This is a genomic window from Arthrobacter sp. AOP36-F1-5 (assembly GCF_058137995.1).
The window spans coordinates 820,320-843,415 of sequence record NZ_CM176892.1 but is presented as its reverse complement, the minus strand read 5'-3'; the positions used below and the strand labels follow the sequence as shown (position 1 = coordinate 843,415).

24 protein-coding genes are annotated in these 23,096 nt (G+C 67.5%); 16 read left to right on the top strand and 8 right to left on the bottom strand.

What is annotated here, in order from left to right; all coding sequences use genetic code 11:
- Positions 1-10: 10 nt before the first annotated feature.
- Positions 11-2,521: an excinuclease ABC subunit UvrA gene (locus AC3ZI9_RS03830; RefSeq protein ID WP_444566274.1), complete on the bottom strand. Its 2,511-nt coding sequence runs from the start codon at positions 2,519-2,521 to the stop codon at positions 11-13.
- A 189-nt stretch (positions 2,522-2,710) separates the two neighbouring features.
- On the opposite strand from AC3ZI9_RS03830, the gene AC3ZI9_RS03825 reads away from it, so the two are divergent.
- The 4 genes from AC3ZI9_RS03825 (at position 2,711) to AC3ZI9_RS03810 (ending at position 6,317) form a co-directional block, all read left to right on the top strand.
- A complete protein-coding gene (locus AC3ZI9_RS03825; protein WP_444555401.1) occupies positions 2,711-5,026 on the top strand; it encodes an FdhF/YdeP family oxidoreductase in 2,316 nt (771 codons plus the stop codon).
- A gap of 90 nt (positions 5,027-5,116) precedes the next feature.
- On the top strand, positions 5,117-5,455 hold the full coding sequence (locus tag AC3ZI9_RS03820; protein WP_444555402.1) for a DUF4190 domain-containing protein: 339 nt from the start codon (positions 5,117-5,119) through the stop codon (positions 5,453-5,455).
- Positions 5,452-5,721, top strand: a complete 270-nt coding sequence (locus AC3ZI9_RS03815) for a hypothetical protein (protein WP_444555403.1) — start codon at positions 5,452-5,454, stop codon at positions 5,719-5,721. Before AC3ZI9_RS03820 ends, AC3ZI9_RS03815 begins: the two co-directional genes overlap by 4 nt.
- Positions 5,722-5,852: 131 nt before the next feature.
- A complete protein-coding gene (locus tag AC3ZI9_RS03810; RefSeq protein WP_444555404.1) occupies positions 5,853-6,317 on the top strand; it encodes a GatB/YqeY domain-containing protein in 465 nt (154 codons plus the stop codon).
- On the opposite strand, the gene AC3ZI9_RS03805 is transcribed toward AC3ZI9_RS03810, so the two are convergent.
- The gene (locus AC3ZI9_RS03805; protein WP_489923507.1) at positions 6,314-7,306 is read right to left on the bottom strand and encodes an IS481 family transposase; all 993 of its coding nucleotides are present in this window, start codon (positions 7,304-7,306) and stop codon (positions 6,314-6,316) included. The two genes, AC3ZI9_RS03810 and AC3ZI9_RS03805, sit on opposite strands and share 4 nt — an antisense overlap.
- Before the next feature lie 123 nt (positions 7,307-7,429).
- Complete coding sequence (locus tag AC3ZI9_RS03800; RefSeq protein ID WP_444555073.1) at positions 7,430-7,954, bottom strand: PGPGW domain-containing protein; 525 nt, start codon at positions 7,952-7,954, stop codon at positions 7,430-7,432.
- A gap of 159 nt (positions 7,955-8,113) precedes the next feature.
- Between AC3ZI9_RS03800 and AC3ZI9_RS03795 the strand changes: the two genes are divergently transcribed.
- The 4 genes from AC3ZI9_RS03795 (at position 8,114) to AC3ZI9_RS03780 (ending at position 9,823) form a co-directional block, all read left to right on the top strand.
- Positions 8,114-8,734 (top strand): DNA-3-methyladenine glycosylase I, encoded by a 621-nt coding sequence (locus AC3ZI9_RS03795; protein ID WP_444555072.1) that lies wholly within the window; start codon positions 8,114-8,116, stop codon positions 8,732-8,734.
- Positions 8,731-9,168 carry a fluoride efflux transporter FluC gene (locus tag AC3ZI9_RS03790; RefSeq protein WP_444555071.1) on the top strand — a complete coding sequence of 146 codons (438 nt, stop codon included), beginning with the start codon at positions 8,731-8,733 and terminating at the stop codon, positions 9,166-9,168. Before AC3ZI9_RS03795 ends, AC3ZI9_RS03790 begins: the two co-directional genes overlap by 4 nt.
- Positions 9,165-9,542 carry a fluoride efflux transporter FluC gene (locus AC3ZI9_RS03785; RefSeq protein ID WP_444555070.1) on the top strand — a complete coding sequence of 126 codons (378 nt, stop codon included), beginning with the start codon at positions 9,165-9,167 and terminating at the stop codon, positions 9,540-9,542. Before AC3ZI9_RS03790 ends, AC3ZI9_RS03785 begins: the two co-directional genes overlap by 4 nt.
- Before the next feature lie 65 nt (positions 9,543-9,607).
- Positions 9,608-9,823: a hypervirulence associated TUDOR domain-containing protein gene (locus AC3ZI9_RS03780; RefSeq protein WP_444555069.1), complete on the top strand. Its 216-nt coding sequence runs from the start codon at positions 9,608-9,610 to the stop codon at positions 9,821-9,823.
- A gap of 42 nt (positions 9,824-9,865) precedes the next feature.
- Here AC3ZI9_RS03780 and AC3ZI9_RS03775 read toward each other — a convergent pair whose 3' ends face one another.
- Positions 9,866-10,966, bottom strand: a complete 1,101-nt coding sequence (locus tag AC3ZI9_RS03775; RefSeq protein WP_444555068.1) for a pyridoxal-phosphate-dependent aminotransferase family protein — start codon at positions 10,964-10,966, stop codon at positions 9,866-9,868.
- 213 nt (positions 10,967-11,179) lie between these two features.
- Between AC3ZI9_RS03775 and AC3ZI9_RS03770 the strand changes: the two genes are divergently transcribed.
- From AC3ZI9_RS03770 to AC3ZI9_RS03755, 4 genes are all read left to right on the top strand, one after another.
- Positions 11,180-11,743 (top strand): hypothetical protein, encoded by a 564-nt coding sequence (locus AC3ZI9_RS03770; RefSeq protein ID WP_444555067.1) that lies wholly within the window; start codon positions 11,180-11,182, stop codon positions 11,741-11,743.
- Positions 11,744-11,847: 104 nt separating this feature from the next.
- Positions 11,848-12,990, top strand: a complete 1,143-nt coding sequence (locus AC3ZI9_RS03765) for a type III polyketide synthase (RefSeq protein WP_444555066.1) — start codon at positions 11,848-11,850, stop codon at positions 12,988-12,990.
- A 7-nt stretch (positions 12,991-12,997) separates the two neighbouring features.
- Positions 12,998-13,693 (top strand): methyltransferase domain-containing protein, encoded by a 696-nt coding sequence (locus AC3ZI9_RS03760; protein WP_444555065.1) that lies wholly within the window; start codon positions 12,998-13,000, stop codon positions 13,691-13,693.
- On the top strand, positions 13,690-14,820 hold the full coding sequence (locus tag AC3ZI9_RS03755; RefSeq protein ID WP_444555064.1) for an FAD-dependent oxidoreductase: 1,131 nt from the start codon (positions 13,690-13,692) through the stop codon (positions 14,818-14,820). The genes AC3ZI9_RS03760 and AC3ZI9_RS03755 overlap by 4 nt, the downstream gene beginning before the upstream one ends.
- Before the next feature lie 10 nt (positions 14,821-14,830).
- On the opposite strand, the gene AC3ZI9_RS03750 is transcribed toward AC3ZI9_RS03755, so the two are convergent.
- Positions 14,831-15,394, bottom strand: a complete 564-nt coding sequence (locus tag AC3ZI9_RS03750; protein ID WP_444555063.1) for a DUF488 domain-containing protein — start codon at positions 15,392-15,394, stop codon at positions 14,831-14,833.
- A gap of 89 nt (positions 15,395-15,483) precedes the next feature.
- Between AC3ZI9_RS03750 and kynA the strand changes: the two genes are divergently transcribed.
- The 4 genes from kynA to AC3ZI9_RS03730 all read left to right on the top strand — a co-directional run bounded on the left by kynA (position 15,484) and on the right by AC3ZI9_RS03730 (position 19,368).
- Positions 15,484-16,380: a tryptophan 2,3-dioxygenase gene (gene kynA, locus AC3ZI9_RS03745; protein WP_444555062.1), complete on the top strand. Its 897-nt coding sequence runs from the start codon at positions 15,484-15,486 to the stop codon at positions 16,378-16,380.
- An 18-nt stretch (positions 16,381-16,398) separates the two neighbouring features.
- A complete protein-coding gene (locus AC3ZI9_RS03740) occupies positions 16,399-17,652 on the top strand; it encodes a kynureninase (RefSeq protein WP_444555061.1) in 1,254 nt (417 codons plus the stop codon).
- On the top strand, positions 17,649-18,491 hold the full coding sequence (locus AC3ZI9_RS03735) for a PaaX family transcriptional regulator (RefSeq protein ID WP_444555060.1): 843 nt from the start codon (positions 17,649-17,651) through the stop codon (positions 18,489-18,491). Before AC3ZI9_RS03740 ends, AC3ZI9_RS03735 begins: the two co-directional genes overlap by 4 nt.
- A gap of 61 nt (positions 18,492-18,552) precedes the next feature.
- Positions 18,553-19,368, top strand: a complete 816-nt coding sequence (locus AC3ZI9_RS03730; protein WP_444555059.1) for an isocitrate lyase/PEP mutase family protein — start codon at positions 18,553-18,555, stop codon at positions 19,366-19,368.
- A gap of 166 nt (positions 19,369-19,534) precedes the next feature.
- On the opposite strand, the gene AC3ZI9_RS03725 is transcribed toward AC3ZI9_RS03730, so the two are convergent.
- The 3 genes from AC3ZI9_RS03725 to AC3ZI9_RS03715 form a co-directional block, all read right to left on the bottom strand.
- On the bottom strand, positions 19,535-20,242 hold the full coding sequence (locus AC3ZI9_RS03725) for a transglycosylase family protein (protein WP_444555058.1): 708 nt from the start codon (positions 20,240-20,242) through the stop codon (positions 19,535-19,537).
- Positions 20,243-20,661: 419 nt separating this feature from the next.
- Positions 20,662-22,164, bottom strand: coding sequence for a TIGR01777 family oxidoreductase (locus AC3ZI9_RS03720; protein WP_444555057.1), 1,503 nt, complete (start codon positions 22,162-22,164; stop codon positions 20,662-20,664).
- 72 nt (positions 22,165-22,236) lie between these two features.
- On the bottom strand, positions 22,237-22,974 hold the full coding sequence (locus AC3ZI9_RS03715; RefSeq protein WP_444555056.1) for a M50 family metallopeptidase: 738 nt from the start codon (positions 22,972-22,974) through the stop codon (positions 22,237-22,239).
- Positions 22,975-23,096 lie beyond the last annotated feature (122 nt).

The following is a 23,096-nucleotide window of genomic DNA, read 5'->3' as shown; positions in this document are numbered from 1 at the left end:
CCAGCAAGGCCTACAGGTCCAGTTGGGCCCGCAGATAGGGTGCCGTCCGGCTGCCCGGCGTCGCCGCGACGTCGGCGGGGGTGCCTTCGGCCATGATCTTCCCGCCGGCATCACCGCCGGAGGGACCCAGGTCGATCACCCAATCGGCGGCGGCCACCACATCCATCTCGTGTTCGACCACGACCACCGTGTTCCCGGCGTCGACCAACCGGTTCAGTTGGGCCAACAGCAGCTGTACGTCGGCCGGATGCAGTCCCGTCGTCGGCTCGTCGAGCAGGTAGAGCGTATGGCCGCGGCGGGCCCGCTGGAGTTCGGTGGCCAGCTTGATCCGCTGCGCCTCCCCGCCGGAGAGTTCGGTGGCCGGTTGCCCCAGCCGCAGATAGCCGAGCCCGACCTGCACCAGGGTCTCCAGGCTGCGCGCGGCAACGGTGACCTCCGCCAGGACGTCGGTGGCTTCATCGACACTGAGGGCGAGGATCTCGGCGATGTTCAACCCGCGATAGGTCACCTCGAGCGTCTCGGGGTTGTAGCGGGTTCCGTGGCATACCGGGCAGGGGCCGTAGCTTCCGGGCAGGAACAGCAGTTCGACGGCGATGTACCCCTCGCCCAGGCAGTTCTCACACCGGCCGCCGGCCACGTTGAAGGAGAACCGTCCGGCCCCGTAGCCGCGGCTCCGGGCCAACTCGGTGGCGGCAAACGTCTTGCGGACTGCGTCGAAGAGGCCGGTATAGGTGGCCAGGTTCGATCGAGGGGTCCGTCCGATGGGCTTCTGGTCGACCTTGACCAGCCGTCCGATGCGCTCGGCCCCCAGGATGGCCTTCACATGCAGCGTCTCCTCATCGGCCCCGGCGGCGCCATCGTCGTCGGCCGGTTCCACGGCGGGGGTCCGGACCAGTTCACCGACCGCATCGGCGAGCACCCGGCTGACCAGCGTCGATTTACCCGACCCCGAGACACCGGTGACCGCGGTGAGCACCCCCAACGGGATGCGCACATCCAGGTCCACCAGGTTGTGCAGCCCCACCCCCTGCAGTTCCAGTTCCCCTTCGGGCCTCCTCCCGGCGGAACCCCGACGGGGCCGGTCCTCCGCGTCGAAGAGGAAGGACCTGGTGATCGAGCCCTTCACCGCTTTCAGCCCGTCGACCGGCCCGGAGTAGAGCACCTCTCCCCCGCCTTCACCGGCCCGTGGACCGACGTCGACGATCCACCCGGCCCGGCGGACCACATCCATGTTGTGTTCGACGACGAACACCGAGTTGCCTCCGGCCTTCAGTTCTTCCAACACGGCCAGCAACGGTTCGGCATCGGCGGGATGCAGTCCTGCGGAGGGTTCGTCCAGGACGTAGACCACCCCGAACAGTCCGGAGCGCAGTTGGGTGGCGATCCGCAGCCGCTGCATCTCCCCCGGGGACAGTGTGGTGGTCCCGCGGTAAAGGCTCAGGTAGCCGAGCCCGAGCCCGATCAACACGTCGAGCCGCTCGACCAGATCGGCGGCAACCGTTGCGGCGACCTCACTGTGCTCGCCCGAGGACCCCGAGGACGGGGCCGCGGTGGATTCGTAATCCTCCTCGGTCAGCCCGGCCGTGGGTTGGAGTAGCTGGGCCAGCTCTCCAAGCGGGAGCCGGTTGATCTGGGAGATCGACCGGCCGGCGAAGGTGACGGCGAGCGCCTCGGCGGTCAGACCGGTCCCGCCGCAGGCACGGCACGGCCCGGAGACCATGAACCCCAGGACCTTCTCCCGCATGGTCGCCGATTTGGATTCGGCCAGCGTGTGCATCACATGGGACTTCGCGCTCCAGAAGCGGCCCTTATAGGGTTTGGCGATGCGGTCGCGTTCCGGGGTGACATGGACGACGGGTTGTTCATCGGTGAACAGCAGCCAGTCCCGGTCCTGCTGCGGCAGCATATGCCAGGGGGAGTCGACGTCGTACCCGAGTTCGGTGGCCACGTCCCGCAGGTTCTTTGCCTGCCAGGCCCCCGGCCAGGCGGCAATGGCCCCCTCGCGGATGGTCAGCGACGGATCCGGGACCAGGGTCTCCTCGGTGACGGTATGGGAGACACCCAACCCGTGGCACTCCGGGCAGGCGCCGACGGCGGTATTGGGTGAGAAGGCGTCGGAATCCAGCCGGGTGGCACCCTGGGGGTAGCTGCCGGCCCGCGAAAAGAGCATGCGCAGCGAGTTCGACAACGTGGTCAGGGTCCCGACGCTCGAGCGTGAGCTCGGCGAGCCACGCCGCTGCTGCAGGGCGACGGCCGGGGGCAGCCCGGTGATCGATTCGACCTTCGGGGTGTTGCCTTGCTGGATGAGCCGGCGGGCATAGGGGGCCACCGACTCGAGGAAACGGCGCTGCGCCTCGGCGAAGATCGTGCCGAAGGCCAGCGAGGATTTCCCCGAACCGGAGACCCCGGTGAACGCGACGATGCTGTCCCGCGGGACATCCACGTCCACTTCGACCAGGTTGTTCTCCCGGGCCCCGCGGACCCTGACGAAACCATCAGAAACACTCCGGCCGGGAACCATCTGCGGCCCGGCATCCGCCTTGGATTCACTCACCCGTCGAGCCTAACAACTGAGCGCCCTTCCACCGGTAGATGACGACGTCAAATGGGTCATGACCCCTTGCGAAGCGCGGGCCCCACTGGTAGTCCTGAGGGTGTCAGCCCACGACGGCGGACGCCGTCCCATGGGTCGCGGAAAGGTGGGTCCATCGTGGCCAAGCATGGCGAGGAAGCACACGAGCCGACGGCATCCGAACTGGAGGTCGACGACGGGCCGAAGGATTGGGCGGCAGGGGTCCCCGGCGTCACGCATTCCATGGGTCCTGCCTTGGCGCAGATGGGGCCGACGCGGACCGCCAAGACCGTCATGAAGCTGAACCAGAAGGACGGTTTCGACTGCCCCAGTTGCGCCTGGCCGGACCCGCACCATCGCAAGACCTTCGAATTCTGCGAGAACGGGGCCAAGGCCGTCACCTGGGAGGCCACCCCGATCCTCATCGACTCCGCCTTCTGGGCCGAGCATTCGGTCACCGAACTACGCTCCCGCACCGAATACTGGTTGGGACAGCAGGGCCGGCTGACCGAGCCGGTCTACAAGCCTGCCGGCGAGGACCACTACCGCCCGATCTCCTGGTCCGGGGCCATCGACCTGTTGGCGACCGAACTGAAGTCCCTGGACTCCCCCGACGAGGCGGTGTTCTACACCAGTGGGCGCACCTCCAACGAGGCGGCCTTCGCCTACCAGCTCTTCGCCCGCGGTTTCGGAACCAACAACCTGCCGGATTGTTCGAACATGTGCCACGAATCCTCCGGGTGGGCCATGGGCGAGAGCATCGGCGTCGGCAAGGCGACCGTGGCCTTCGAGGACTTCGAACGCGCGGACCTGATCATCATCATGGGCCAGAATCCGGGGACCAACCACCCCCGCATGCTCACCGAATTGGAGAACTGCAAACTCAACGGCGGTCACATCGTGGCCATCAACCCGCTGCCCGAAGCGGGGCTGCGCCGGTATAAGAATCCGCAGAAGGTCCGTGGCATCGTCGGCCGGGGCACCGACATCGCCGACCAGTTCCTGCAGATCCGCCTCAGCGGGGACATGGCCCTGATGCAGGCGGTCTCCAAACGGGTCCTTGACGCCGAGGCTGCCCACCCCGGCACCGTGCTGGACCATGACTTCCTGGACCAGCATTGCCAGGGGCTGGAGGAGCTGCGAGAACACCTGGCCGGGCTGGATGAGGAAACGGTGCTGGAGGCCACCGGCCTGGAATCGGCGGAGATCGACGAACTGGCCCACCGGTACATGGCGGCGGAGAACGTCATCATCACCTGGGCCATGGGGATCACCCAGCAGAAGAAGGGGGTCGACACGATCAAGGAGATCATGAACCTCCTGTTGCTGCGCGGGAACATCGGCAAACCCGGCGCCGGGGCCTCCCCGATCCGGGGCCACTCCAACGTCCAGGGCGACCGCACCATGGGCATCTGGGAGCAGATGCCCGACTCGTTCATGGATGCCGTGGCCCGCGAGTTCAGTTTTGATCCTCCCCGCCACCACGGTTTCGACTCGGTCCAGACCTTCGAGGCGATGCAGCAGGGCAAGGTCAAGGTCTTCGTCGCCCTCGGCGGAAACCTGGTCTCGGCGGTCTCGGACACCGGGGTGGCCGAAGCCGGCATGGCCGGCACCGACCTGACCGTGCAGATCTCCACGAAGCTCAACCGCTCCCACACCGTCACCGGTGCCGCTGCCCTGATCCTGCCGACCATGGGCCGCACCGAAATCGACATCCAGGAGTCCGGGGAACAGTTCGTCTCCGTCGAGGACACCGTTTGCGCGGTGCACCCCTCCTGGGGCAACGTCGAACCGGTCTCGCATCAGCTGCTCTCCGAAACGGCGATCGTCAGCCGGCTCGCCCACGCGGTCCTGGGCGAGCGGATCGACGCCGACTGGGTCGGGTTCGAGAAGAACTACGACCTCATCCGCGAGCACATCTCCCGCGTGGTCCCCGGCTGCGAGAACTACAACCAGCGGATCCGGCGCGAGGGCGGGTTCATCCTCGCCCACGGCCCGCGAGACACCCGCACCTTCCCGACCCCCACCGGCAAGGCCATGCTCACGGTCAACGAGCTGGAATACCTGTCCCGTCCCACCGGCACGCTGATCCTTCAGACGCTTCGCTCCCACGACCAGTTCAACACCACCATCTACTCCAACAACGACCGCTACCGCGGAGTCCGCAAGGGCCGTCAGGTGGTCTTCGTGAACGCGACCGATCTGGCCCAGCTGGGTTTGAAGGACGGGGACCATGCCGATGTCCACGGGGTGCACGACGACGGGGTGTCCCGGGTCATGCGCGGTTGCCGGTTGATCGAATACCCGACGACCCCGGGCTGCGTGGCCGCCTACTATCCGGAGGCCAATGTGTTGGTCCCGCTGTCCCTGGTGGCAGAAGCCAGCAACACCCCGGTCTCCAAGGCGGTCCTTGTCCGGCTAGAGAAGGTGGACGCCGAGGTACCGGTGGGCTAGCGGTACCCACCCGCCACGCATTGGTGCCCGCCGGAGACCTGACCTACCGTAGGGACCGGCATGCCAGCACCAAGCATCGATGGAGGACCCATGTCCCAGCCGGGGCCGTACCCGCAGCAGTACCCAGGCCAGAACCCCTACCAGCCCCATGGCCAGTACCAGGCTCCCCCGCCACGGGGCATGAGCATTGCCTCCATGGTGCTGGGAATCGTTTCGATCTTCGCCGGTTTCACCTTCGTCGTACCGATCGTCGGCCTGGTGCTGGGCATCATCGGGCTCCAACGCGAGCCGGCGGGCAAGGGCATGGCCATCGCCGGTCTCATCCTCAACGGCCTGATGCTGCTGGGCTGGCTGCTGCTCATCGCCGCCATCATCTTCCTCGGCGGGATCTTCGCCACCATGGACTACTCCTCCACCATGAACACGTGATCCGCCGTTCCGCCGCGCTGATCTCCAGCGGACTCCTGCTGGCCTTGGTCCTGGGACCGCTGACGGTCCTGGTCTCGGCCGTATCGGGCGTGACGAGCATGGCCGGCAGCTTCTACGGCATCACCGACGGACCGGGAACCGGCGCCCTGGTCGTGCTCTGCCTCGGTGGCCTGCTGGTCCTGGCCGGTTGGATCATCGCGATCATCGGTTTCCACCGTCTGGCCGGCACGGTCGATGCCCTGGGCCGGCACCATTTCGGCCCGTAGCCCCCGGCCCCGACCCTCGAGGCACCAGCACCCCGTTGAGTCCTGCCGCGTCGTCATGCGGCCCCCGGTTCCCCGATGCGCGATAATGGTCGAAGCATCCGCTTCGGCAAACCGCCACGAAAGGCCGCCCCATGAGCACGCTGAAGGAACAACTCCGCCTCGATATGACCGCACACATGAAGTCCGGCGACAAGCTGGAACTGATGACGTTGCGCAACGTCCTGGGCGAAATCAACACCCGCGAAAAGGGTGGCAAGACCCCGATGGAGATGGACGACCAGCAGGTCACGGCCCTGCTACAGAAGGAAGCATCCCGCCGGCGCGAGACCGCCGGGACCTATACGGAAGCCGGCCAGCCCGACCGGGCCGAGAAGGAAATCGCCGAAGCAACGTTCATCGAGTCCTATCTGCCGGCACCGCTGACCCGGGACGACGTCGTCGCCATCGTGGATCGGGCCATTGCCGATCAGAGCGTCGACGGGGTGAAGCCGGGGATGCGCCAGATGGGCCAGATCATGAAGACGGTGTCCGCGGAAGTCGCCGGACGCTTCGACGGCAAGACCACCAGCACCCTGGTCAAGGAGCGGCTGGCCTAGGTGTACTGCCCATAGACGTTAGTTAAGCGGCTGATTGGTGGCTGGTTCCCGATTGCAGTGTGGGGCCTGTGGTGATTGTACGCATGGATCCAATCCGGCAGTGCTTCGCGGCGGGTGGCCTCGCTGCCATAGAACCTGGCGTAGGCCCAACCGTCGTTCAGGGTCCGATGGAACCGCTCGATTTTCCCATTGGTCTGGGGCCGGTAAGGGCGGGTCCGCTTGGGCGTGATGGCCAGCTCGGCGCAGGCGTCACGCCAGGCATGCGAGCGGTAGGCGGACCCATTATCAGATAGCACGCGCTCCACGACGACGTCACGGGCAGCGAACCACGCCACGGCCCGTTCCAGTACCGCGATGGCCGTTACCGACTTCTCATCATCATGAATCTCGGCATAGGCGATACGCGAGTGATCATCGATGACCGTGTGCACGAAGGCGGTTCCCATTTTCGGGGTGTGGTTCGCATTGCGGGGCTTGTCCGGGGTTGCTGCACGGTTCTTGTCTCCGGCCTGCCGGCCCACGAACCGGTGCCCGCCGCCGTCGGGAATATTGCCGAATTTGGTGACGTCCACGTGGATCATCGATCCCGGATAGGGGTGCTCATAGCGGCGGATTTTCTCACCGGTGACCCGGTCGATATAGCGCAGCCTGTTGATCCGGCAACGTACCAGCACTGCGTGCACCGTCGAGGCAGCCAGGCCCAGCCGGTAGGCGATCTGGACGGGCCCCAAGCGCTTGCGCCAGCGCAGTGCCACGATTTGTTTGACCGCTGCCTGCGGGGTGCGTGCAGGACTTGTCCGGGGTCTGCTGGGCTTGTCGGCCATCCCGGCCGCGCCGTGGGCTCGGTAGCGGTCGGCCCAGCGTTTGGCGGTGGGCCAGGAGACCATGAACATTTTCGCTGCGGTGGAGACGCTCCACTGCTGGTCAACGATGAGCTTGGCGATTCTCAGACGTGCTTTGGGGGTCAGGGCTGCATTAGCGTGGGACATGAAGGCCTCCTGTTTGTGAAGTGGTTTCTTAGACAGCTCCACTCCACATCGGGGGCCTTCGTCATCCCATCAATTCAGACCGTGTCGTCGCACGAGTTCAACCAACGTTGCTGGGCAGTACACCTAGGGCTCCTTGCGGCCGCTCCTCCGCCGGTCGGGACGGTGGCCCCGGCGCTGGGCCAGCCGGTGCATGGCGATCCGGCGGGCCTTCATCGGCAACCCGAACCTGCGGTGGGTGTAGATGATCAGCCCGAGGGCGAAACCCCCGGAGGCCATGATCGACAGGGCGGTCCCCCAGCCGCCGATCAGCCACCAGTCCTCGGGCCACCGCCACCACTCGGGGGCCGGTGGGCGCAGCCCCCACACCACGCCGCTGGCCAGCAACAGGCTCGCCCCGGTCGAGCTCCAGAAGATCCGCCAGCGGGTCTTCACGCTTTCGGCGGCCAATTGGTAGGCCCTGGCCTTGACCGGGTGCATCAGCTTCTCGGCCCACCAATAGCGGGTGGAGAGCACGGCCAGTCCCGCCACGATGCACAACAGCCCGGGGCCGGGCAGGACCAACGCCAGCACTCCGACCACCAGAAGCAGCCACCCGGCGATATTGACCGCCAGGGGCTTGAGCCAGACGTGTACGAAGGTGGAAGCCATTTCCGCTAGTTTACCGGAAGTACCCGGGGTCCAAGGGGTCGAGGCCGGCTCGCCGCGTTACGGGCGGTAACCTGTGGAAGGGCCCACGAAACCCGTCGCCGGCGCAGTACACCGGTGCCCGTGGCCCTCGAGGCGCCAAGCAATCCAAAGGACGAACACATGGCAGTCACCGACCCGCAAACGCCCGCTCCCGGCGCGGGACTCATCCGGGGTGCCGACGGGCTGCTGCGCCCCGTCTGGGCCACCGAGGGGATGATGCGGCAGTACTACGACACCGAATGGGGTCTGCCGATCCGCGATGAACAGGGCCTGTTCGAACGCCTCAGCCTGGAGGCCTTCCAATCCGGCTTGTCCTGGGCGACGATCCTGCGCAAGCGGGAGAACTTCCGGGCCGCCTTCGCCGGATTCGATCCCGATCGGGTGGCCGCTTTCGGCGAGGACGACGTCGAACGCCTGCTGGGCGATGCCGGCATCGTGCGCAACCGGGCCAAGATCCGGGCCACCATCGGCAATGCGGCAGCGACCATCAAACTGCGCGACGAGGAAGGACTGGCCGGGTTCATCTGGTCCTTCCAGCCTCGGACCACCCCGCGTCCGGCCACGATGCAGGAGGTCCCCACCACCTCGCCCGAATCCATGGCCCTGTCCAAGGCACTGCGCACCAAGGGCTTCTCCTTCGTGGGCCCGACCACCATGTTCGCCCTCATGGAAGCCGTGGGCATCGTGGACACCCACCTGCTGGGCAGCCACCGGCGTGGCAGTTCGGGCGTATGGCCATGAGCCGTGCTTCGGCACCGGACTGGCGTCACCTGGGCCTGGTCGTCGTCGGGGGGATGGTCGGCACCGCGGCCCGCGAAGGCCTCACCCTGGCTGTCCCGGGAATCAACGGGCTCCCCACCACCATCTTGATGATCAACATCATCGGCGCCTTCCTGCTGGGGCTGCTGCTGGAATCGCTGCTGCGTGCCGGCAGCGACGAGGGCCCCCGCCGGATCATGCGCCTGATGCTGGGCACCGGATTCTGTGGCGGGTTCACGACCTATAGCGCCTTCGCCGTCGATGCCCTGCTGCTCTTCAACGGCCAGGGGCCGGTGGGTGGTCCCGGGGCCGGCCTGGCCCTGATCGCCGCCACCGTACTGATCGGGGCCGCCGCCACCTGGGCCGGGATCGCGACCGCCGGCCTGCGACGCCCCCGCCGGGAGGCCAGGCCATGACACCGCTGCTTTTCATCGCGCTCTCGCTGGCCGGAGGTCTGGGGGCCGGCACCCGGCTCCTGGTCGACGGCTTCATCAAGTTCCGTACCCCGGCGGCCTTCCCGGTGGGCACCCTGCTCATCAACGTCTCCGGTTCGTTGGTGCTGGGCCTGCTGCTGGGACTGTCGCTGTCCTTCATCGTTCCCGAGCCGGCCTATCTGGTCGCCGGCACCGGGTTCCTGGGCGGTTATACGACCTTCAGCACCGCCAGTTTCGAATCCGTGCGCCTGCTGCAGGAACGTCGCTACCTGGCCTCACTGGCCAATGGCCTGGGGATGGCGGTGCTCTGCGTGACGGCGGCCGGCGGCGGATTCTGGCTCGGTTCCCTCGCTTAGGCGTTGCCGGTAGGCTCGGGCCTTCATCCCCGAAGACCGTACCCGAGCCCTGTTGGAGGCCACCGATGTCAGCGACCTTTTCCCCCGGCGACCACGTTGGCTGGAACTCGGAAGCCGGACCCGTCAGTGGGATCATCCTCAAGAAACACACGCAGGACGTCGAATACAAGGGCCATATGCGCCGGTGCTCCCCGGAGGATCCGCAATACGAGATCCGCAGCGACAAGACCGACCACATCGCCATGCACAAGGGGCCGGCGTTGACCAGGATCAAGAAGTAGTTCCGACCCCGTCCAACCCCGGCCCCATGGACCCGATCAGGCTCAGCTGTTGGCGATGGCGTCCTTGAGCGAGCCGAGGATCAGCGCCACGGAATCCATGTTCGCGTTCGGGCCCATCAGGCCGATCCGCCAGACGGTCGCGGCATACTGTCCGACGCCTCCGCCGATCTCCACGCCGTAGGTCTTCAGCAGGTACGAGCGCACCGCAGCCGAATCGACCCCCTCAGGCACCTTGACGGTGGTCAGCTGCGGCAACCGGTGGCCTTCCGCGGCGAAGAGCTCCAGCCCCATGTCCTTCAGGCCTTGTTGCAAGGCGGCGCCAGCCGCCTGGTGGCGTGCGGTGACGGCCTCGAGGCCTTCGGCCAGGACCCGATCGATCCCTGCCTCCAGGGAGGCGACCATCGCGACCGGGGCCGTGTGGTGATAGGTGCGCTGACCTCCGGAGGAGCCGGTGGTGGCGTAGCCACCGAGCAACCCCAGGTCCAGGTACCAGGACTGCGGCTTCTGCACGCGGCGTTCGAAGGCCCGGTCGGAAATGGTGAACGGGGCCAGTCCCGGGGCCACCCCCAGGCACTTCTGTGTACCGGCGTATCCGACATCGATGCCCCAGGCGTCGGCTTCGATCGGCATGCCACCGATGGAGGTGACGGCGTCGACGATCAACAGGGCGTCCCCTTTGATGGCGCCCAGCGCGGCAATGTCGGAGACGACGCCGGTGCTCGTTTCGGCATGGACGGCGGCAATGACCTTCGGGGTCGGGTGGGCGGCGGCCACCCGGTCGGCGTCGACGGGTGTCCCGTATTCGTGGTCCACCCGGACCACCTCGGCGCCGACGCGGGAGGCGACTTCGCACATCCGCTCACCGAAGAGCCCGTTGACGGCGATCACGGCCACGTCACCGGGGTTGATGGTGTTCACGAAGGCGGCTTCCATACCGGCCGACCCGGTGCCACTGAGCGGAAGGGTCCGGGTGTTCTTCGTTCCCCACAGCGTCCGAAGGCCTTCGCAGGTCCGGTCCATCCGGGCGATGAAGTCCGGGTCCAGGTGTCCCAAGAGCGGCAGGCCGAGCGCTGCGGTGGCCTCGGCGTACGGGTTGCAGGGGCCGGGTCCGAAAAGATGGCGGGTGGGGACGATCTGCTGCATGGGGACTCCCTGGGTTCGATGGCGCGGCACTGGCCGCAGGACAAGGCCTTCGCCTTCCACCATAGGCACGAAATGTCGCTCAACGGAATCCGACTTCCACGCAGGTGGTTCCAAAATGTCGGAGGCGGCTGGTGACTTGGAGGCACTGGAAGTGACGGCTTCCGGTCATCGACACTGCACCGCAACCGCGGCGCACCATTTTGGGGAGGAAACATGAATACGAAAACCATCTGGGCGGCCCTGGCGCTCGCCACCGGACTGGCCCTGACCGGCTGCACCACCTCGGGCGGCCCGGAGGCCGGCAGCGGGGCCGATGAAGCCTCCGCCCCGGCCGCCGACGCCGTGGCGGAGACCACCGGGGACCAGTCCACCCAGGGGGTGGCCGACTTCGGGAGCGCGTGGACCTGGGACGACGGGCTGAAGCTGACCGTCAAGCCCGCCGGGCTTTCCACCGCCGGTGAATACGCCTCCGGTGCCGAGGCCTCCGATGGAAAGATGTACGTCTTCGATGTCTCCCTCCAGAACGGAACCTCCGAGGTCTTCGACCCGGCGATCTTGACGGCATCGGTGGCCTACGGGGACGAGGGGACCCAGGCCGAAGGCGTCTTCACCGAGAAGATCGATGGTTTCTTCGAAGGCAAGGTCCTGCCGGGCAAGAAGCAGAGCACGCGGGTCGCCTTCGGCATCCCGGCCGGCGAGCTCGACGACGTGACGCTGACGTACCTGGTCGATTTCGACCATGAGGACGCGCTCTTCTCCGGCGCCCTGGCCAAATAGCGCCACGGCAGCTCCGGTGGCCGGATCCGTGGCCGGAAGGCCCCGGATCCGCCCGCCGGCGGGGACCCCTTTACGCTGCCGAGCGACCCGGTTACGCTCGGCCCATGGCAGTGCGAATCAGGACCATCCAAACGGCTCTACCCGAAACGGTCCTGCATCAGGACCAGGTCCGCGATGTCTTCGCCGACCAACCCGACCTCACCCGGCTGGGACAACGGCTGATCACCACCTCCTTCAATTCCTCGGCCATCTCCACCCGCCGCACTGCGTTGACCGAACTGAGCCTGGAGCAGACCGAAACCACTCCGGTGTTCTTCGATGCGGCCACCACCCGGCTGCTCAGTCCCAGCACCAAGGTCCGCAACGACGTCTTCACCCGCGAAGCCAAGGCTCTATTCACCGAATCCGCCCGATCCGCGCTGGCCGCCTGCCCGGATCTGGGCCCCGAGGACGTCACCCACGTCATCACCGTCTCCTGCACCGGCTTCTACAACCCGGGACCGGACTACCAGATCGTCAGGGCCCTCGGCCTGCCCGCCTCCACCCAGCGCTACCATCTGGGGTTCATGGGCTGCTATGCGGCCTTCCCCGCCCTGCGCGCCGCCAAAAGCTTCTGCGAGGCCGAACCGGACGCCGTCGTCCTGGTCGTCAGCACCGAATTGTGCACCTTGCACGTACGCAGTTCCAACGACCCGGACACCATCATGGGCTCAGCACTCTTCGCCGACGGCGCCGCCGCGGCAGTGGTGACCGCACGTCCCGCCCCGGCGGGAACGACGTCCCTGGAACTCGACGCCTTCGAAACGGTCCTGACTCCGGTCGGTGAGGAATCGATGGCCTGGAACATCGGCGACGAGGGGTTCGAGATGGTCCTGGGGACCTATGTCCCGCATATCATCGACGAGCATATCGTCGGGGCGTTGGCCCCGTTGCTGGCCCACGATCCCTCGATCGGGGAAGAGTACGCGGACCTCACCCATTGGGGCATCCACCCCGGAGGCCGGGCCATCCTGGACAAGGTCCAACACCGTCTGGGGTTGGACGAACGCCAGCTGGAACCGGCCCGCCGGGTGCTCAACGACTACGGCAACATGTCCAGCGCCACCGTCCTGTTCGTGCTCAAGGACATCCTGGAAGGCGTCAGCGAGGCCGACGATCCCGCCGGCGAGCGCGTCTGCTCCATGGCCTTCGGGCCCGGGTTGACCGTGGAGACCGCGTTGATGACCGTGGCCCGCACCGGGGCGTAGTCCAGCGATGCGCCGCGCCGAGACCGCGACCGAGGAAATGGACCGGCCCGACTGCGATCCGGTGCTGTTGTGGCGGACCTACCAGCAGTTCCCGCTGGTCAACGCGCTGGTCTCCGGCTGGCGCGGGGTCTATCGCGACCTGATCCGCCCGGCCCTGCCCACCACCAACGCCACCATCCTGGACATCGGTTGTGGTGGTGGGGACATCACCCGCGCCCTGGCCCGGCGGGCCCGCGCGGACGGGTTCGACATCACGGTCACCGGCATCGACCCCGATCCGCGGGCCTACCGTTTTGCCTCCCGGACTGCCACGGGCCGGCCCGGGGCCGAGGTCGTTTTCGAACAGGCCAGCAGTTCCGATCTGGTCGCTGCCGGGCGCAGCTTCGACGTCGTGGTGTCCAACCATGTGCTGCATCACCTCTCCCCCACAGGACTCGACGTGTTGTTGGCCGACACCGAGCAGCTCACCCGGGCCGTGGCCGTGCACGCCGATCTGCGCCGTTCACGCCTTGCCGGCCTCCTCTTCGGTGCCGCGACCCTGCCGCTGGCCGGGACCTCCTTCATCCGACGCGACGGGCTGACCTCCATCCGGCGGAGCTACCTTCCCGCCGAACTGCGGGCCGTGGTCCCCGGGGGATGGCGGGTCCAACCTCGGCGTCCGTTCAGGAACCTGTTGATCCACCGGCCGGACCCCCTACCGTGATCGACGTGCTCATCGTCGGCGGTGGCCCGGCGGGGCTGACGCTGGCGATCCTGCTCACCCGAGCGGGCCTCACCGTCCGCGTCGTGGAGGCCCGGGATACCCCGCAGGAGCATTCCCGGGCCATCGGCCTGCATCCCCCGGCCGTGGACGTGCTGCACGCGGCGGGCATCGCCAAGGAGGCCATCGCCTCCGGGGTGCCGATCCGCCGGGGTCTGGGACTGAGTTCCGGACGTCGCATCGCCGCCTTGGACTTCGATGTCCTGACGGGTCGGCATCCCTTCATCCTCTCCCTACCCCAGGCGACCACGACCGAACTACTCACCGCACGGTTGCGCGAACTCGACCCACAGGCCCTGCTCGTAGGCCACGCACTGACCACTTTCCGCCAGGACGATCGCGGCATCCACGCCACGATGACCGGGCGGCCGGCCCCGATAACGGCCCGCTACCTGGTGGGCGCCGATGGCGTCGGGTCCACGGTCCGCCCGCTGGCCGGGCTGCCCTTTGCCGGAAGCCTCTACCCCGACCACTACGTGATGGGGGATTATCCGGACACCACCGGCTTCGGGGCCACCGCCGCCCTGCTGCTGCACCCCGAAGGGATCGTGGAGTCCTTCCCCCTGCCCGGGGGCCTCCGCCGCTGGGTGGCCTGGCACCGGCCGGCCGATGCCACCACGCTCCCGTCACTTATCGAACGACGTACCGGCTACCGGGTCGACCCCGATGCGGCGACGATGCACAGCAGGTTCCGGTGCTCGCATCGGGCGGTCGCGCAGATGGTGCACGGACGGGTCATCCTGATCGGCGATGCCGCCCACGAGATCAGCCCCATCGGCGGGCAGGGCATGGCGCTGGGGTTGCTCGACGCCGCCGCCCTGGCCCCGCTCCTCACCCGGGCCGGTACGAAGGGTTCAACGCCAGCCGATCTGCTGGCAGGCTTCTCCCGGGACCGGTTGCGTGCCGCCGCCCGGGCGGGACGGCAAGCCCACCTGAACATGGCCTTGGGGCGCCCCCTGCCCCGGGTGCTGGATCAGGTCAGGGCCGCTGCGATCACGGCCGTGGCCCGCAGCAAACCACTGACCGACGCCGTGGCCCACCGGTTCACGATGAGCCGGGGTTTCCGCTGAGGCTCCCCGCTCATGCCTGCGCGGTGGAGTCCTCCGGTGGATAGGTGATCGTGGTTCCCACCACGTGGGCGAAGGACGTCAAGGCATGCGCGGTGGCCTTGGTCGGGCTGAATATATCCAGCACCTCGAAGCCGCGGACGAGCATCGCGTCCCCGATCATCGAGCGGTGGCAGCGCCAGGGGACGGCTTCGGCGCACATGATGGCCACGGACCGTTCGGTGGCGCTGGCGATCAGCTCCTGGATCCCGGCGTCGAACCCAGGGGTCTGCATGTAATTCGCATAGCCCCGGAAGGAGGCGTTGCGCCAGCCGGTGTTCGGCGAGGCCTTCGTGGTGTGCCGGAGCCCGCCGAGGCTTTCGATCCGCTGGTAGTCCACTCCGTGATCGGCGAGGTGGCCCGGGAGCTGGTCGATGCCGAATTGCGGGTTGTGCCGGGATCCGGGCACCGTGCGCACATCCACGATCCGTTGCACCCCATGGGCCCGGAGCAGCTCGACGAACTCCGCGATCACATGCGTGGAATGTCCGACCGTATGGAGGATGGCGCGTGGCGCGGCAGCCGCTGGGGTGCTCATGGTTCCATCATGCCAGCGCTGCTCCCCGACGACCGCCACACGAATTTCAATTGATTGACGCTCGTCACGTAACTGATATTCTGACTTTCATGAGCTGCCCCTACTCGCAAGACACCCCTGAAACCCCCGGCGCCGATACCGCTACCGGCGAACGCGATATCGAAGAGACCGTACGCACCGACTTCCGCAACGAGATGTCCTACGGCGGGTACCTGGATCTGGATAAGGTCCTGCACGCCCAGCACCCCCACAGCAATCCCGAACACCACGACGAGCTGCTGTTCATCATCCAGCACCAGACCAGCGAGCTCTGGCTCAAGCTGGTCCTCCACGAGCTCGTCGAAGCCCGTCGCCTCATGGACGCCGACGATCTGGGCAAGGCGCTGAAGTGCCTGGCCCGGGTCAAGCACATCCAGAAGGTCCTCACCGACCAGTGGTCGGTGCTGGCGACCCTCACCCCGCGTGAATACGCCCAGTTCCGCGACACTCTGGGCTCGGCCTCCGGCTTCCAGTCCTGGCAGTACCGCGCCGTGGAATTCATCCTGGGAAATAAGCACCGCGGCATGCTCAAGGTCTTCGAATCCCATCCCGAGGCCCACGCCATGCTCAGCCAGCTCCTCGAAGAGCCCACGGTCTACGACGCGTTCCTCGCCGCCCTCTCCCGCGCCGGCTACAGCATCCCCGAGGAGATCCTGCACCGCGACTTCTCGAAGGCCTGGGTGCTGCACGAGGAACTCATCCCCGTATTCAAGGAGATCTACGAAACCGAGGAGACCCGCTGGGGCTTCTACCAGGCCTGCGAGGATCTGGTGGACCTCGAGGACAACTTCCAGGCCTGGCGCTTCCGGCACCTGCGCACCGTCCAACGCACCATCGGCTTCAAACGCGGCACCGGCGGCTCCTCCGGCGTCGATTTCCTCCGCCGCGCCCTGGACCTGACCTTCTTCCCCGAGCTCTACGCCGTCCGCACCGAAATCGGCAACTAGCCCGAAAGGCCCTTCCGCATGAGCACCTCCCCCGCGTCCCCGACCAGCGACGAGCTGGACGCCGCCGATCCACTCGCCCTCTACCGCAGTCGCTTCCTGGTCCCCGCCGCCGATCCGGCCCGGCCGCTGACCGCCTATCTCGACGGGAACTCGTTGGGGCGGCCGCTGGCCGCCACTGCCGAACACCTGGCCACCTTCGTCCGCACCGAATGGGGTGCCGGGCTGATCCGCAGCTGGGATGAGCAGTGGATGGACGAGCCCACCGTCCTGGGAGACCGCCTCGGGGAGGTCGTCCTCGGTGCCGGGCCGGGGCAGACGCTGGTCGGGGACTCGACGTCGGTCCTGCTCTACAAGGCGCTGCGGGCGGCCTTGGACCACCAACAGGGAGCCGATCCGCGGCGCTGCGAGATCGTCATCGATGCGGGGAACTTCCCCACGGACCGGTTCATCGTCGAGGGCATCGCCGCCGAACGGGGGGCGACCCTGCGGTGGATCACCCCCGATCCGGCGACCGGGGTGACCGGCACGGATCTGGAACAGGTCCTCTCCGATCGCACCGCCGTCGTACTCCTGAGCCATGTGGCCTACCGTTCGGGCTACCTTGCCGACGCCGAAGCCATCACCGCCCAGGTCAAGGATGCCGGGGCCCTCATGGTCTGGGACCTGTGCCATTCGGTCGGCGCCGTCCCGCTGCACCTGGATGCCTGGGGCGTCGATCTGGCGGTGGGTTGTACCTATAAGTATCTCAATGGCGGCCCCGGCTCCCCCGCGTTCGTCTACGTCGCATCGGCACTTCACTCCACGCTCCGCCAGCCGATCTGGGGGTGGATGGGGGCCGCCGACCCCTTCGGGATGACGGAGACCTATGAACCGGCCGGTACGATCCGCCGGTTCATCACCGGAACCCCACCCATCCTGGCCATGCAGCCGCTCAAGGACATGGTGGAGCTGATCGCCGAGGTCGGCATCGAGGCCATCCGCAGCAAATCGGTGGAACTGACCGAGCATGCCCTACGGCTCTGCGAGGAACGCCTCTCCCCCCACGGCGCCCGGCTGGCCAGCCCCCGTGAACCTGCACAGCGTGGTTCCCACGTGACCGTGGACCACCCTGACTTCGCCGCGGTCACCACCCGGCTCTGGGAGCAGGGGGTGATCCCCGACTTCCGCCCACCGGACGGCTTGCGCATCGGCCTGTCGCCCCTGAGCACCAGTTTCGCCGAACTCGAGGTGGGCGTCGAGGCGATCGCCGCCGCACTGACCGACATGAAATGAGTGCCGTCCTCGACGACATGGACTCCCGCCCCGGGAGCACCACGTCGTTGCTGCGCACCATCATCGGGCTGTATTTGCGCGGGGCCGGGGGGTGGATGTCTTCGACCCAACTGATCACCCTGATGGAGGCCGTCGACGTGTCCCCGGCCCTGACCCGCACCGCCCTGAGCAGGCTGCGGCGCAAGGAAGTCCTCACCGCCTCCACCCGCGGGGGCGTCTCCGGTCATGCCGTCGGGGAGCGGGCCCGGCAGATGCTCGAACGCGGCGACCGCAGGATCCACGAACCCCGGTCCATGGGCCCCGACGATTCCTGGTGCCTGGTCTACTTCACGGTGCCCGAAACCGCTCGTGGGCTGCGCCATCAGTTGCGCCGCCGATTGCATTGGATCGGGTGCGGCACCGTGGGGCCGGGACTGTGGATCTGCCCCCGCTACCTGCAGGCCGAGACCGAGGAGATCCTGGAGGACCTGGGGCTGCGGGATCGTTCAGTGCTCTTCGTGACCGGACGCCCCCAGGCCGCCGGCCCCCTCCGCGAGGCCGTGGCCGGCTGGTGGGACCTGGAGGAGCTGGCGGGGTTGCACCACGCATTCCTGGATCGGCAGCGCGATGTCCCTTCCGTGCCACCCGCCGAGGGGGCGGCCGCCTTCGCCGCCTATGTGCGGTGCATCGACAGCTGGCGGATCATTCCCTACCTCGACCCGGGGCTACCGGCCGACTGCTTGCCGGAGGATTGGCCGGGGGCGGCCAGCAGCAACCGCTTCCTCCAGCTCCGAGATGCCTACCGGCCCGAGGCCCTGGCCTACGTCGGATCCATCAGGTCGGTCCCCCAAGCCGTCTGAGCCCCGTTCCTCACCGTCCGGCACCCCGGCGTGCCCCGTGGACTCGGTGTAGCGTGTGGCCATGACGCCCCCAGGACCCGCTGCCCGCTTCCTCGCCCTGCATCACGGCCCGACGCCGTTGCTGCTGCCCAATGCCTGGGACACCGGGTCGGCGCGGTTGTTCGCCTCGATGGGGTTCCTTGCCCTGGCCACCACCAGCAGCGGGTATGCCGCCTCGCGGGGCCGTCTCGACGGAGGGCTGACCCGCGAGGAGACCTTGAAGAATGCGGCCGAGCTCGTGCAGGCGACGGAGCTGCCGGTCAGCGCCGACCTGGAGAACGGGTTCGCGGACCAGGCAGCAGCCGTCGGGCGGACCTACGACCTCGCGTTACAAACCGGGCTGGCCGGCGCCTCGATCGAGGACTCCACCGGGGACCCGGACTCCCCCATCCACGGGATCGAGGCCGCCACGGAGCGGGTCGCTGCCGCGGCAGAGGCCTGCCACCGCGGGCCGGCGCCGATGGTGCTCACCGGCCGGGCCGAGAATTTCCTGCATGGACGCCCGGATCTGGCCGATACCATCCACCGCCTCCAGGCCTACCAGGAGGCGGGGGCCGACGTGCTCTACGCCCCGGGGCTCACCCGGCTCGAGGACATCCGGTCGGTGGTGGAATCGGTGGACCGCCCGCTCAACGTGCTCGCCACGGCGGGGACACCGCCGGTCTCCGCCCTGTCCCGGGTGGGTGTCGGCCGCGTCTCGGTCGGTGGGGCCTTCGCCTTTGCCGCCCTCGAGGCCACCGCAGCGGCGGCCCGCGAGTTCTTCGACGAGGGAACCTCCGGGTACACATCGCAGTCGAAGACCGGCAAGGACCTCGCCTCGCGGATCTTCCCCGCCTGAGCCCCGACACACGAAGTGCCCGCACGGTGGACCGTGCGGGCACTTCGTGTCCTGACGAAACAACGGCGGCTCGCCATTGGGGGGAAAGGCGAACCGCCGCTGCCGTCTGGCGGGGGCAAAGCTCCCGCAGTTCAGGGTCCGGGGCGCTGCCCCGGGGCCGACCTGATTACTTGGTCGGCAGGTTGATGGTCTGGCCCACCATGATCACGTTGGGGTTGGAGACCGTATCGGTGTTCACCGAGTACAGGCCCTCCCAGCCGCTCAGGCCCTGGGCGTTGGCGATCTTGGACAGCGTGTCGCCGGCCTTGACCGTGTAGTTCTTGCCCGAGTCGGTGGCCTTGACCGTGGCGACGTGCTTGCCGGTCGACTTGACCTGCTGCTGCGGCGCGGCCTTCTGGACCGGTGCCTGTGCGGTGTGCTTCGGAGCAGCCTTCTGGACCGGAGCCTGCTTCGGCGCGGCCTTCTGGACCGGAGCCTTCTTGGTGGCCTGCTTCGGGCCGGACGGTGCCTTGCCGGAGATACCCAGCTTGGCGGAGCATGCGGGCCATGCGCCCCAACCCTGAGCAGCCTGGACCTTCTTGGCTACGCGGATCTGCTCGGACTTGCTGGCGTGGTTGGCCTGACCGCTACCGCCGAAGGCCTTCCAGGTGCTGTTGGTGAACTGCAGTCCACCCTTGAAGCCGTTGCCCGTGTTGATGGACCAATCCCCACCGGACTCACACTGCGCGAGTGAATCCCAGGTGCCTGCAGGTGCTGCGGAGGCGGGAGCTGCTCCGATGCCTGCTGCCGCGCCGGCCAAGGCCAAGGCTGCTACACCACTGCTTGCGCCGATGCGGGAAATCTTCGAAAACTTTTTGCTGTTCTGCTGGATCACAGTTTCTCCAGGGGCCACCTGTGCGCTCCAGCCGTCCCCGGCCCTCATTGCGCGATCGTCCGGCGTCGATGTCGACTCCAAATTTAGTGGGCAGTCAGGTGGACGATCGAAAGGTACCTGAACTGCACTCCGTCTTGCACCACCCCGAACGGCGAGGTGTTATCAAAACGTGACTTGATTACGATAACTATACGATGGGGGGCTGCGTCAACTACGAACGTCCCCCTGGGGAGACGATCCACAAAAAGTTTACAGCTCAAACCCCGTGATCTCGCGGCAGAATCGATGTATCTGTGATTCCTGTGAGTCTCGGATCGGAGTAGAGATCGGGAGTCCGGACGGACGCCCGAACCCGTTTTTGCTCGGTATTATCCGTAATCCGACCGTTACCGACGTCCTAGGTCACGGTCTCCTGACCTTCAGCGGCGACCCAGCACGTGCCGCAGCGCCGGTTCGAGCTCGGGCTCACGGAAGGCGTAGCCGAACTCCTCGATCCGCCTCGAGGAGCCCCGCTGGTCCGACCGGGCAATTTCGCGGGCCCCCTGGCGGCCCAGGAGCAGGGCCGGGCCGAAGCCCGGGACCGTGAGTCCTGCCGGGCGGTTGAGCACCCTGGCCAACGTGGCGGCATAGTCCCGGGCGTCCACCGGATGCGGGGCGACGGCGTTGACAGGTCCGGAGACCCGGTCCTCCAGGGCGGCATGGGCGAAGATCCCCACGACGTCATCGATGCCGATCCAGCTCTGCATGCCGGCCCCGGCCATGCGACCTCCCAGACCGGCGACGAACAATGGCAACAATTGCTGCAACATTCCGCCGGAGGGGCTCTGGACCAGCCCGGTGCGGACGTTCACCACCCGGACCCCGGCCCGTGCCGCCGGTTCGCACGCAGCCTCCCAGGCGAGACAGACATCGGCGAGGAAATCGGTTCCCGGAGGGCCGTCCTCGCTCAAGTCCGTCGGGGCCTGCGCGGGGCGGGCTTCCGGGGAGGCCCCGTAGTACCCCATGGCCGAGGCGGCCACGAGGGTGCGCTGGTGTCCGTCCGCCGACAGGTCGGCCAGCGTCCGGGCGATCAAGGAGGTCCCCACCGTCCGCGATGACATGATGCGTTGCTTGGTGGCTGCGGTGAATCGCCCACCGATCGGGTGCCCGGCCAGGTGGATGACGACGTCGCAGCCCGCCAGCGCCGCAGTGTCGATCCGTCCCGCATCCGGATCCCAGGAGATTTCATCCGTTTCCGTTGCCGGCCCCCTGACCAACCGGAACACCTCGTGCCCGCCGCCTTGGAGCAAGGCCCGCAGCTGGGTGCCGATGAGTCCGCCGGCCCCCGAGATGGCGATCCGTTTCGAGGATGAATCGGCCCCGGAATGCCGGGAGTGGAAGAGCAGGTCGCCGATCACCTGGCGTTCGCGGTATCCGAACATGCGCTTCAGCTCGGTGTTGAAGCGTTCCTTCCCCCACTCCCGGATCCGCCCTCCGGGACCGGAACTGCTGGCCAACGGAAGGTCGTAGGAGACGAAATCACGCATGAGGGTCCCGCCGTCGTCCTCCTCGAAGACGTGCTCATGACGCCAGGAGGCCAGGGGCCCGGATTCCATGACGTCGGTGAAACTGCGCCCGGGGACCAGCCCGACGTGCCGGGCGTGCCAGGGGATTTCGGGTTTGGCCCACCCGGGCAGGTGCAACGGTCCGGCGACGGCTCCGATGGCCGGTCCCAACCCCAGCCCCAGTTGCCCCGGCGCCCCGATGCCGATCACCGCCGTGGAGCCGACGTTCAACCCATCGCTGGGCTCACGACGCACGCTGCCCGAAAACGGGGCGAGCAACCTGACCAGGGCACCGGGACGGGAAAACCAGGCGAAGGCCTCCTCGCGGGGAACCGGCAGGCTGGTGGTGAATTCGAAGTCTGGCAGGGGATTCTCCATGCCCCGAGGCTACGCGTCATCCCCCGGGCCCACCATCGCCCGGGGCCGCCCGCGGGCCCGGGTCGGGGCAACTCAGTTGACGGCGGCACCCAGGGAGAGCAGCGACCAGTACGCACACCCGATGATGACCAGAGCGAATCCGGCCAGCCAGACCGCTGCGGGGACCCCGGTGGCCCGGGCCAGGATGTAGGCATCCGAGCTCTCCAGCCGACGACGCCGGACGTGGACCGCGGCGACCTTGAACCAGTCCTTGACCGCCCCCACCACCAGGGCAATGCCCAGACAGAGGACGACGTAGGCGGAGAATTCCCCGTCGGTGAAGAGCACCAGAACCTGGGCCAGGGCCGCGCATCCAACGGCGATCACGATCCCCACCAGATTGCGGATGAACAGCAAGGCCACCAACAGCAGGATCGCCCCGATGGACAGGGCCGCCCCGGCCCACCCCGAGGAGGCGGCCCAGATCATCGCCGCCCCGGCGACCGCCGGGGCCGGATAGCCCCAGAACCCGGACCAGGCGATGCCGGCACCGCCCCGGCCGGCGCTGACCGTCTCCCCGGAATGATTCAGGTTCAACCGGATGCCGCGGACGATCCGTCCCGTCATCAACGCTGCCAGCGCGTGGCCCAGCTCGTGGACGAACGTGACATACAGGCCGAACCAACGCCACGTGGCCCGCGGCACGCAGAGGGCGACGGCAACGGCGATGATCAGGACCAGCGTCAGGGCCTCGGCATGGAGGGAACGGCCACGGGTGAAGCCGACCAGCAGCGCCTGCCACCAGGAATCAACGGAAATCTGCTCAAGCATGGGTTAGAGGGTAGGGCACCGGGCTGTGAAAAACGTTCTGGCCGGAATCGTCATCCGATCGTCATGTTGTGGTCCGTTTACCCCGCGGTGGGTTCCTTAGGCTGGGAATCCACCTTCTTTAC